Consider the following 10,908-nt stretch of genomic DNA (forward strand, 5'->3'; position numbering starts at 1 on the left):
CGTCAGTCACCACTTTCCATGATACCGATGAGTTTCTCCCTTAATTCATTCAACTGCTCGTCTATGCTGACTACAATTCGCCCATGATTAGTTTCGATATAACACTCCGTTGATTCGAAATCATCATTTGCAAATATCAGGAATGGTACATTCGGCGGGAAAATTGATGCAAGTTCAGAACGACTATCAGAAACGAGTTCGTAATAATCGAGCGATACATACAATTTAATTTCTTTCATTTCACGCGTCTCTTTTAAGGCTCTTTTGACAACCGACAAATAAATTTCTTCATCGTCTAGGAGTGTTTGTCCAATAATCCGTTCCGCCGAAAGCATCGCAAGATCGAGAATGATGCGCTCCTGGCTTACAAGATATTGACGTGCGCTTTCATAGGATAACTCCGTCGTTTCATTTGCAGTACTTATAGAAGCCGCCATATCGGCTAATGACTTGTTATGTCCCTCTTCGTAACCTACTTGAAACCCTTCGTCATATGCTTGTTGCTGAAGTACTGTTTTCTCGTTCGCCCAAGCAGTTTGCATCGCTAGAATATCTTCAGTAGCCGTTTGCCTTAACTGTTCGATTGCCTCTTTTTCCTGTTCATTTATCTTGTTGGCCTCTTTCAACAAGCGGTCCCGTTCAACAAGTATGGAATCTAATGACAAACTAACTTCCGTGTCGACTTCCCGCGAAACCGAAAGGCTGCGAATGGAGATTTCTTTCGTTTCTCCCTCCTCCAATAGCGTATTGAATGAACGAAATACGTTAGACAATGATGTCATCTCCTCCACCACGAGCAATTATGATTTCACCTGATTCTTCCAATCTACGAATCGTGCTCACAATACGAGATTGAGCCTCTTCGACATCTTTCAATCGTACAGGTCCCATGACTTCCATCTCTTCTTGGAATGATTCTGCCATCCGTTGGGACATATTCCTGAACAAGACTTCTTTCACTTCTTCACTAGACACTTTCAGTGAAAGAATTAGATCTTCATTTTCACAGTCGCGGATAATACGTTGAATTGAACGGTTGTCCAATGTAACAATATCTTCGAAGACAAACATTCGTTTCCGAATTTCTTCTGCGAGTTCGGGATCTTGAATTTCAAGTGCATCAAGAATCGTTTTCTCTGTTGTTCTGTCAACTCCATTAAGCACTTCGACGACTGCATCGACGCCACCCGTTTCCGTGTGATCCTGCGTTACAGTTGAAGATAGTTTCCGCTCAAGTACCGCTTCGATTTCACTGATGACCTCTGGTGAAGTCGAGTCCATCGTTGCGATTCTTTTCGCAATATCTGCCTGCATTTCCTGTGGCAATGCCGATAAAATCATTCCAGCCTGTTCAGCCTCTAAATAGGACAAGATCAGTGCAATGGTTTGCGGATGTTCGTTTTGAATGAAATTTAAGATTTGTGATGGATCGGCACGTCTAGCAAAATCGAAAGGTCGGACTTGTAAAGATGACGTCAAGCGATTGATAATTGCTTGCGCATGATCTTTACCAAGCGCTTTTTCAAGTATCGTTTTCGCGTAGCCTATACCGCCTTGCGAGATATAATCCTGAGCAAGTGCGATGTTATGAAACTCTTCGATAATTTCTTCTTTCACGGACCCCTCAACCTTTTTTACACCAGATATTTCAAGCGTTAGACGTTCAATTTCGTCTTCATTCAAATGCTTATAAATTGCTGCAGATACTTCCGGACCGAGGGAAATGAGCAGAAGTGCTGCTTTTTGTTTTCCTGTCATCCCTTTTTCTTTCTTAACCACAGTTCATCCCTCTTTCATTCCTCAGCTATCCATGTACGCAATAGTTTGGCAAACTCTTCCGGTTTCTCTTTCGCCATCTTCTCGAGTTGTTTCCTGCGGATAGTTCCTTCTGTTTCAAGTTCATTATTAATGTCATCTACATCAAATGTTGCAAGTTGTTCATCCATTATTAATCCTTCTAGCTCTTCCGCTTTTTGTCGATTCCTGATGAACATAAACACAAGAATACCGATAATAAGAAGGAGTACCCCACCAATCACGTAAATCCACCATGGGATTGCGGACTTCGGTGTAGACAAATCGACTGCCTTGCCATTAAAAGGCTGTATCGAAACGGCAATCTTGTCGCTAAGCTCCTCCATCGTCAACGCTCCAGCAGCCTCTTTGTCGATGGATGTACGAATGATTGTCTCCAGTATACGCTGGACATCATCTTGCATTCCTAGTGGCATTGATGCTGGATCATCTGCTGTTGGTGGTTCAACCATTACCTGGATTCCTATATCACGAATCTTATAAGGGCTTTCAACAATTTCTTTACGAATGCGGTTCACTTCATTGTTAACCGTTTCTTCGATTTTTTCATAATCGCCGTTTGAAAATGACCCTTCCATATAGCCGGTTCCATTATCTGTAGGGTCTTCTCCTGCGGGAGTACCACCCGCGACTGGTCCATTTCCTGTAAACGACTCGGTAAGACGTTGCACACTAAGTGCAATTCCTTCCATACTTTCCTCGTCAACAGGCAACACTAAATTTTCTTCCCTGTTTTCAAGTTTGAAATCAATATCTGTTGTGACAGATACAACAATTTTATCTTGCCCCATCATTGTTCCTAGCATCATCTGTACTTGACGTTGCAAATCACGCTCTATTGTCTTTTTTAGCGTCATTTGGTCCGCAATGCTAGGTCCGTATGTATTATCGGTTGCTTTCAAATCGAAATACTCAGAGTACTGGTTCATGATGACAATATCATCGGTGGCTAAATTCGGTATACTTTTTGATATTAGATTATACAGTGCAGTAATCTGTGGATCAGTGAATTGGTGTCCCGCATCTGTTTTCAACATAATCGATGCACTTGCCTGTTGCGTAGTCTCATTTAAGAAAACACTTTCTGTCGGCAATGTGACCATCACTTTTGCATCTTTCACACCTTCGATTCCTTTAATCAGGTTCGCAAGTTCAGTTTGCATCGAAGCCAGTTTAATCATATTGAACTCGTTATCTGTCGTTCCAAATCCCGCATTTTCTGCAAAGAACGAGTAATCAATCATTCCTGAATTCGGAAACCCTTCTGCTGCAAGTGATACAAGCAAGGAATCTACATTGTCCCGTGGCACTAGTATCGATGTTCCACCCGGCGCAACCTTATTTTTCACCCCTTGAGCATCTAACTGTTCTTTAATACGTCCGATTTCTGCCCGAGATACCTCCGAATAAAGTGGCACATATTCCGTCCTTGATAGAAAGTACGTCAAGAAAGCGGCGATTAAAATAACGACTACAGTAGATCCCAAATAAGTAATTTTTTGATTTTTTGTACGACTTGACCAAAACGTCTGAAGATCCGCTCTGATTTTCGTCAATCTTTCATTCATTGTAATCCCCCGGTCAGCTTACGTAATTCAAATATGGACAACACAAATGCTACGTACATTCAAACAGGCATCCGGATGATTTCTTGGTACGCTTCTATTACTTTATTCCTTACTTCCATCGTTGCATTTAACGTAATCGTCGCCTTTTGGGCTGTAATCATGACATCATGAAGCTCGACATCTCCGCCACGCACTAGTTTTTCTGTCATCATATCTGAATCTGATTGTTTATTGTTGACCTCTTGAATTGCATCTTTTAAAAAGGTTCCGAAACTTTGTTGCGCCTCATAGGGCGTTGACGCTGGTTTCATTTGATTGTCCATCTTAAGTAGCCCTGCTGATTGCGCAGGATTAAAAATAGATTGTATGGCCATTCGGGTAACATCCTTCCAGTATCATTATTTGCCGATTTCAAGTGCTTTCATAAGCATTGATTTATTAGCATTAATCACAGTTACATTTGCTTCATAAGAACGTGTAGCGGACATGAGGTCAATCATTTCCCGTAGCGGATCAACATTTGGCATTGACACATACCCTTCGTCATTTGCATCGGGATGAGACGGATCAAAGACAAGCTTAAATGGCGTTTCGGTATCTTCCTTAATCCTAGAAACCGTAACGCCATATCCTGCTGATCCTTTTATTTGTTTGCCCATCGATGCATTTAACATCGATGAGAATTGCCCTTCTCGCGGCTGGAATGTAACCGATTTACGGCGATAAGGTTGCCATTCACCATCAACCATTTTCCCGCGCGTTGTATCGATGTTCGCCATGTTGGATGATATAACATCCATCCGCATGCGTTGCGCAGTCAATGCAGATGCAGACGTATTTAAGCTATGGAATATCGTCAACGTCAACGACCTCCTTTAATAACATTTTGTAACGTATTGAACTTTCCATTAATACGGTCCACAACTGCGTTATAGTAAATTTGGTTGGCCGCGAGATCAGCCTGTTCTTTATCCATATCCACGCCATTTCCATCTTGTCGATAACGAAGATTGGAATAATTGAAAACACCAGGGCTCGTTCCGTTAGATTTAAAATTCATATGCCGCTCGTCTGTTTTATAAGTTTCTAACGAATTCCCTTGCACATTTGCAAAAACTTCTTTAAAACTGACATTTTTCGCTTTATAATTCGGCGTGTCGATATTTGCTATATTTTGCGAAATAGTTTTCCCTTTTGTTGCGGAATAATCCAATCCACGCTCCAATTGCGTTATCATTGATCCAAATAAATTCATTGCTTGCACCTCATGTTCCCTCTATTGGTGAATCAAAATAGTATTCACTCCGCAGTACTAATCTAGTACTCTTAACACATACTCTTATTGTAGCGGATTTTGTTGATTCTTGTCTATATAAGAAGTGTAATATCTCTTAGTCCAAAACAACCTTTTTCAAAGTTGATTAATTATATCAATAAAATTTTTAGTTCCTAAGTCACCATTTATCCATTACTTCTACTTTTCCCCACAAAAAACGGTTAATTCCTTTTATTCTATTTTCCGTTTTAAATTAATTACAAAAAAACACTTCTTTCCAAATTCGGAAGAAGTGTTTTTTTCATCTATGACATACTTATGATTTTTGTTTTTCAAGTTCTTCAAGGAATTTATTATTAAGGACCTTGATATATGTCCCTTTCATTCCTAGGGAACGAGATTCGATGACGCCAGCACTTTCTAGTTTACGAAGTGCATTTACGATTACTGAACGTGTAATACCTACACGGTCTGCAATTTTAGATGCTACTAGTAGACCTTCATTGCCATCAAGCTCATGGAAAATGTGCTCAATCGCTTCGTGTTCACTATATGAAAGTGAATTGATAGCCATTTGAACAACCGCTTTACTACGTGCTTCGATTTCAATTTTCTCTGATTTCTCGCGTAAAATTTCCATTCCCACAACAGTCGCTCCATATTCCGCTAGGATCAAATCGTCATCCTGGAAATCTTCTTTAAGTCTAGCCAAGATTAGTGTACCTAGGCGTTCACCGCCACCAACGATTGGAACAATTGTTGTTAAGCCGTCTTTGAAGAGTTCACGATTTTCAATTGGGAAAACTGTGTGTGAACTGTATACATCCAGATTCGAAGATGTTTCTCTTACTTCAAACAAACGATGTGTATATTCCTCAGGGAATTTACGATCAACGAACATTTGCTTCATGCGTTCGTTTTCGATTTGGTGGTGTATTTCTAAACCAAGTAATTTTCCTTTTCTGCTTACGATGAATGCATTACAGTCGATAACAGAACTAAGCTTCTCAGCCATTTCCTTAAAGTTTACTGGTTTTCCTGCCGATTCTTGTAGCATTGCGTTAATTTCACGTGTTTTTGATAATAAATTCATTTGTTTTCTTCCTCCTCATAATAGTTGCTAAGCGTTTAAAGAATATTCTAAAGGTTTTTAATCATTAAATAAACTAAAACGTTTCGATTAAAGTATAAATTGCGACAAATCTTTATTTTTTGCGATATCTTTCAGCTTTTCATCGACATACGCGGGCGTTATTTTGATTGTTGCCGGTCCGATATCAGCCGCTTCATACGATAGTTCTTCGAGTAGTTTCTCCAAGATTGTATGTAGTCGTCTTGCACCAATATTCTCCGTATTATCATTCACTTCAAATGCAATTTCAGCAAGTCGGCTGATTGCTTCATCAGTAAAATCCAAAACAACATTTTCTGTATTGAGCAATTTTTCGTATTGACGGATAAGAGAAAAATCAGGCTCTTTTAAAATACGTTCAAAATCATTCTTTGTCAGCTTTTCAAGTTCAACCCGAATTGGAAAGCGTCCTTGCAGTTCCGGAATAATATCGGAGGGTTTTGACATGTGGAACGCCCCTGCCGCAATAAACAATATGAAATCGGTCTTTACTGTACCGTACTTAGTCGAAACAGTCGAGCCTTCAACGATTGGTAAAATGTCCCGTTGAACGCCTTCTCGTGAAACATCGGCTGACGAACCACTTCCACCCCGACTTGCAATTTTGTCCATTTCATCAATGAAGATGATACCTGACTGCTCTGTAAGCTCGATTGCTCGTCTCGAGATTTCATCATGATCAATCAGTTTGTCGGCCTCTTCCGCTTCAAGTGCGATTCGGGCATCCTTCACTTTCATCTTCCGTTTGGCTGTCTTTTTCGGCATAAGGGAAGAAAGAGCATCTTGCATATTCGCACCCATCTGTTCCATACCCGACCCTTGTAATGCGTCAAACATGGATGGCTGCTGTGTGGAAACTTCTAAAGTGACCATTTGCTCTTCAAGTTCTCCAGCTTTTAGGCTCGTCGCAATCTCAGAGCGTTTACGCTTCACTTCGGCTACTTCTGCATAATCAGGTTCTTCCTGCTCTGCTTTTTGGCCAAACAGCATTTCGAACGGGTTTTGCATACCGCCCGTTTTCTTTTTTTCGGGAACAAGTAATTCGATTAGCCGCTCTTCTGCAAGAATAACCGCATTCTCTTTCACAGCTTCACGCTGCTCTTCCCGAACAATTCGAACACCGGCTTCTGTTAAGTCTCTTATCATCGACTCGACATCACGGCCTACATAGCCTACTTCAGTAAACTTCGTCGCTTCCACTTTCAGGAATGGAGCATTTACTAGCTTAGCAATTCTTCTCGCGATTTCAGTCTTCCCAACACCTGTAGGGCCAATCATAAGTATGTTTTTTGGTATGATTTCACTTTTCTCGTCATCAGAAAGCAGACTTCTTCTGTACCTGTTACGAATGGCTACAGCCACTGCACGCTTGGCTTTGTCTTGACCGATAATATATCTGTCGAGATGTGCAGTCAATTCCTTGGGTGTCAGCTCTTGTCTCTTTATCATTCGAGTACCTCCACAATAATATGATCATTTGTGAAAACGCATATTTCTGCAGCCGTCTCTAGTGCCGCTTGGGCTATTTCTGCAGCAGTGAGCGAATGCCCGCTATACTTTTTCAAAGCCCGGCCAGCGGCAAGTGCGTAATGGCCGCCTGAACCTATTGCCAAAACACCATCATCCGGTTCAATCACTTCTCCTGTTCCAGATACGAGTAACAAACGCTCATTATCCATAACAAGTAACATCGCCTCAAGCTTCCGTAGAATCCGGTCACCTCGCCATTCTTTCGCAAGTTCAACAGAAGCCCTTTGAAGGTTCCCATTGTACTCCGTGAGTTTGGCTTCGAACAATTCAAATAGCGTGAAAGCGTCCGCTACCGATCCCGCAAAACCTGCCAGTACTTTACCACCAAAAATTCGGCGGACTTTTTTTGCCGTATGTTTCATGACGACTGCGTTTCCTACCGTCACTTGCCCATCGCCTGACATGGCACAAGACCCTTCATGGCGAATGGCAAAGATTGTCGTTGCATGGAATTCCATCAGATCATCCTCCTATGCTCGCGGGTGCGTATTCATATATGTTTTTCGTAAATGCTCTTTTGTTATATGTGTATACACTTGCGTTGAAGATAAGTGACTGTGTCCAAGTAGTTCCTGAACGGTTCTCATGTCGGCGCCCCCTGCCAAAAGGTGGGTCGCAAATGAATGGCGAATCATATGTGGATAGATTTTCGAGTGAAGTGATGCGCGTTCCATCATCATGCTTAAGATATGGCGCACACCCCGGTCAGTCAGTGGGTCCCCCCGTAAATTGACGAACAGCATGTCATGCTCTTTCTGTTTCATCAAATTCAATCTGCTGTTCTCACGATAAGCATCCAGTGCAGATTGCGCAAAACTCCCGAATGGTACATATCGTTCCTTACGTCCTTTTCCCATTACCAAAACAATGCCGAGGTGATCATCGATATCGTGCATTTTGACAGCTGTCAGCTCGCTGACCCGCATGCCGGTTGCGTAGAGTAATTCAAGGAGTGCATAATCACGCAAAGACTTTCTATCTTCCCCCTGACAGGATGAAAATAAAGACTCCATTTCCTCTTCATAAAAAAAAGCCGGAAGTCGTTCTTCCTTCTTCGGGTGATGGAGAGAACGAAATGCGCTATCACTAATGCCATACCTGTCATTCGAAAATTTAAAAAAGGAACGGATAGAAGATATTTTTCTAGAAATCGATGCTCTCGATAAACCCAAGTCATACAGTTCAGTAGCATAAAGTCTTGCTTCAGGATAAGTCACATCGTTCAAATCTATAATGCCTTCAACTTCCAGAAATGACAGAAATGCATCAACATCTTTTTCATACTCTGACACTGTGTAAAATGAATAGTTCTTTTCTAAGCGTACGTACGAAATGTATTCATCACGGATGATAGAAGGTTGTACTGTCATACACTTCACCCCCTGAATAGAAGCCTTTAAGTTATTAAAGTATTTCAAGTCATTTGAATAATAACACATTATTTACGAAACGCCATAGTAAAGCGAGTTGACTAATAGCCGAAAGATAGCGACTAATCCAGAAATTCGAAAGTCATCCACGATTCACTATACAATACATGTTGATCGTACGGCAACTATCTATTGCCAAGAAGTCTGACCTCTTTAAAATTGTTCTCGTTCCCGACACAATTTGTTCATATCCAGGACAAAAGCGCAAGTATTCGCCACCTCAAGGGACTAGAACTTAGGCGTCTACTACCTAATTTTCAACTTATTCACAGTACGGGACTTACTAATTTCCTAGACAATAAAAAGAAGAAGGCTAGGAATACTTTCTCTAGCCTTCTCCTTTAAAAAACAAACTATTCAAGATAGTGATACTAACTGGAACTCACTAATCGCTTTAAGCGCACGTTCCGCATGCTTCTCGGCACGTTCTAATTTAGTTCTAACGCGTTTACCAAGTTCCGGAAAAAGACCAAAGTTGATATTCATCGGTTGGAAGTTTGTCGGATTGGCCTCGGTAACATATCTTGCCATGCTGCCAAGTGCCGTTTCGTGTGGGAAAAGGACTAACTCTTTACCAAGTGCTAGATTGGCAGCGTTAATGCCGGCAATAAGGCCTGAACCTGCCGATTCGACATATCCTTCAACGCCCGTCATCTGTCCCGCGAAAAACACATTAGAGTTCGCCTTTAACTGGTAAGTCGCATCGAGTACACGTGGTGAGTTAATAAATGTGTTGCGATGCATTACACCATAGCGTACGATTTCAACGTTTTCAAGACCTGGAATAAGTCTAATAACTTCCTTTTGCGCACCCCATTTCATATGCGTTTGGAATCCTACGATGTTATACAAGGTTCCGGCTGCATCATCTTGACGAAGTTGAATGACCGCTTTTGCAAGTTTGCCTGTTACCGGATGTTCAAGTCCAACTGGTTTAAGTGCGCCGAATAACAACGTCTGCGCACCGCGCTGGGCAACCACTTCCACCGGCATACATCCTTCGAAGTAGATTTCTTTTTCGAACTCCTTAAGCGGTACAATTTCTGCCGCCACAAGCGCATTATAGAAACGTTCGAATTCTTCCTCATCCATTGGACAGTTTAAATAGGCTGCTTCGCCCTTATCATAACGGGATTTTAAATAGACTTTGTCCATATCGATTGAATCTTTTTCAATAATTGGTGCTGCAGCGTCATAGAAATATAGATATTCCTCGCCTGTCAGTTTACGAATTTGTTCAGCAAGTGCTGGTGATGTCAACGGACCAGTAGCGATAATCGTAATTCCCTCTGGCAGTTCCGTCACTTCTTCATTAATAATTTCGATAAGCGGATGGTTTCGAATCGTGTCGGTAACATGACCAGCGAACTCATGGCGGTCGACCGCCAACGCCCCTCCAGCGGGAACCGCGCAAGCATCAGCTGCTCGTATAATGAGAGAGTCGAGCATTCTCATTTCTTCTTTAATAATACCAACTGCATTCGTCAAATTGTTCGCGCGCAACGAGTTACTGCACACGAGCTCAGCAAATTTGTCTGTATGGTGCGCAGGCGTCTGTTTTACCGGCCGCATTTCATATAAGCGTACATTCACTCCACGGCTAGCAATTTGCCATGCAGCCTCACTCCCCGCGAGGCCTGCACCTATCACATTTACGATGGGTGTCATCCCGTCACCTTCTCTCTAGTGTTCTTTTTGTCTAGGCTTCAGCGCCTAGACCCTCGAGTCGCTTCAGTCCTTAAGTTAAAGGCAAAGAGCGCCTTTATCTTAAGGCCCTCCAGCGCTTTTCGGGTCTACCAGGCGCTTACGCTTTTCTTTGTTGTCCAGACTCCAGCGCCTAGGGGCTCGGGTCATAAGCCAGCCCAGCTATGCGGCAAAGTACGCCGCGTCGCCGGTCCGTCTTATGCCTGCCGCCCCTGACCAGGCGCTTTCGCTTTTCTTGGTTGTCCAGACTCCAGCGCCTAGGGGCTCGGGTCATAAGCCAGCCCGGCTATGCGGCAAAGTACGCCGCGTCGCCGGTCCGTCTTATGCCTGCCGCCCCTGACCAGGCGCTTTCGCTTTTCTTGGTTGTCCAGACTTCAGGCGCCAGATGCTCGGGTCATAAGTCGTTTCGGCTGTGCGGCAAAGTACGCCGCTCCGCCAAACCGCCTTATGCCT

General features: G+C 42.6%; 11 protein-coding genes. All 11 read right to left on the reverse strand.

The genetic code is table 11. From position 1 onward, the window contains the following. Window positions 1-2 precede the first annotated feature (2 nt). A complete protein-coding gene (gene fliH / locus H2672_RS10370) occupies window positions 3-782 on the reverse strand; it encodes a flagellar assembly protein FliH (RefSeq protein ID WP_186671244.1) in 780 nt (259 codons plus the stop codon). Next, window positions 766-1,779 (reverse strand): flagellar motor switch protein FliG, encoded by a 1,014-nt coding sequence (fliG, locus tag H2672_RS10375; protein WP_186671245.1) that lies wholly within the window; start codon window positions 1,777-1,779, stop codon window positions 766-768. The genes fliH and fliG overlap by 17 nt, the downstream gene beginning before the upstream one ends. 14 nt (window positions 1,780-1,793) lie before the next feature. After that, window positions 1,794-3,383, reverse strand: a complete 1,590-nt coding sequence (fliF, locus tag H2672_RS10380; protein ID WP_186671246.1) for a flagellar basal-body MS-ring/collar protein FliF — start codon at window positions 3,381-3,383, stop codon at window positions 1,794-1,796. A gap of 59 nt (window positions 3,384-3,442) precedes the next feature. Continuing rightward, entirely contained in the window at window positions 3,443-3,757 is a 315-nt protein-coding gene (gene fliE, locus H2672_RS10385; RefSeq protein ID WP_186671247.1) for a flagellar hook-basal body complex protein FliE, read from the reverse strand. 24 nt (window positions 3,758-3,781) lie between these two features. After that, window positions 3,782-4,243: a flagellar basal body rod protein FlgC gene (gene flgC / locus H2672_RS10390; protein ID WP_186671248.1), complete on the reverse strand. Its 462-nt coding sequence runs from the start codon at window positions 4,241-4,243 to the stop codon at window positions 3,782-3,784. Window positions 4,244-4,245: 2 nt separating this feature from the next. After that, window positions 4,246-4,638, reverse strand: a complete 393-nt coding sequence (gene flgB, locus H2672_RS10395) for a flagellar basal body rod protein FlgB (RefSeq protein WP_186671249.1) — start codon at window positions 4,636-4,638, stop codon at window positions 4,246-4,248. 337 nt (window positions 4,639-4,975) lie between these two features. After that, on the reverse strand, window positions 4,976-5,752 hold the full coding sequence (gene codY / locus H2672_RS10400; RefSeq protein WP_186671250.1) for a GTP-sensing pleiotropic transcriptional regulator CodY: 777 nt from the start codon (window positions 5,750-5,752) through the stop codon (window positions 4,976-4,978). A gap of 87 nt (window positions 5,753-5,839) precedes the next feature. Then, window positions 5,840-7,237, reverse strand: a complete 1,398-nt coding sequence (gene hslU, locus H2672_RS10405; RefSeq protein ID WP_370569633.1) for an ATP-dependent protease ATPase subunit HslU — start codon at window positions 7,235-7,237, stop codon at window positions 5,840-5,842. Next, window positions 7,237-7,782 (reverse strand): ATP-dependent protease subunit HslV, encoded by a 546-nt coding sequence (hslV, locus tag H2672_RS10410; RefSeq protein WP_156476072.1) that lies wholly within the window; start codon window positions 7,780-7,782, stop codon window positions 7,237-7,239. Before hslV ends, hslU begins: the two co-directional genes overlap by 1 nt. A gap of 9 nt (window positions 7,783-7,791) precedes the next feature. Then, window positions 7,792-8,691 (reverse strand): tyrosine recombinase XerC, encoded by a 900-nt coding sequence (gene xerC / locus H2672_RS10415; protein WP_186671252.1) that lies wholly within the window; start codon window positions 8,689-8,691, stop codon window positions 7,792-7,794. 417 nt (window positions 8,692-9,108) lie between these two features. Then, on the reverse strand, window positions 9,109-10,419 hold the full coding sequence (gene trmFO / locus H2672_RS10420; protein WP_186671253.1) for an FADH(2)-oxidizing methylenetetrahydrofolate--tRNA-(uracil(54)-C(5))-methyltransferase TrmFO: 1,311 nt from the start codon (window positions 10,417-10,419) through the stop codon (window positions 9,109-9,111). Between the last annotated feature and the right edge of the window lie 489 nt (window positions 10,420-10,908).

This window comes from Sporosarcina sp. BP05, from assembly GCF_014282005.1.
Taxonomy (GTDB): Bacteria; Bacillota; Bacilli; order Bacillales_A; family Planococcaceae; genus Sporosarcina.

Coding starts and splice junctions, on each gene's coding strand:
- fliH (WP_186671244.1), bottom strand. CDS start 782: ATGACATCATTGTCTAACGTATTTCGTTCATTCAATACGCTATTGGAG.
- trmFO (WP_186671253.1), bottom strand. CDS start 10,419: ATGACACCCATCGTAAATGTGATAGGTGCAGGCCTCGCGGGGAGTGAG.
- xerC (WP_186671252.1), bottom strand. CDS start 8,691: ATGACAGTACAACCTTCTATCATCCGTGATGAATACATTTCGTACGTA.
- fliF (WP_186671246.1), bottom strand. CDS start 3,383: ATGAATGAAAGATTGACGAAAATCAGAGCGGATCTTCAGACGTTTTGG.
- codY (WP_186671250.1), bottom strand. CDS start 5,752: ATGAATTTATTATCAAAAACACGTGAAATTAACGCAATGCTACAAGAA.
- flgB (WP_186671249.1), bottom strand. CDS start 4,638: ATGAATTTATTTGGATCAATGATAACGCAATTGGAGCGTGGATTGGAT.
- fliE (WP_186671247.1), bottom strand. CDS start 3,757: ATGGCCATACAATCTATTTTTAATCCTGCGCAATCAGCAGGGCTACTT.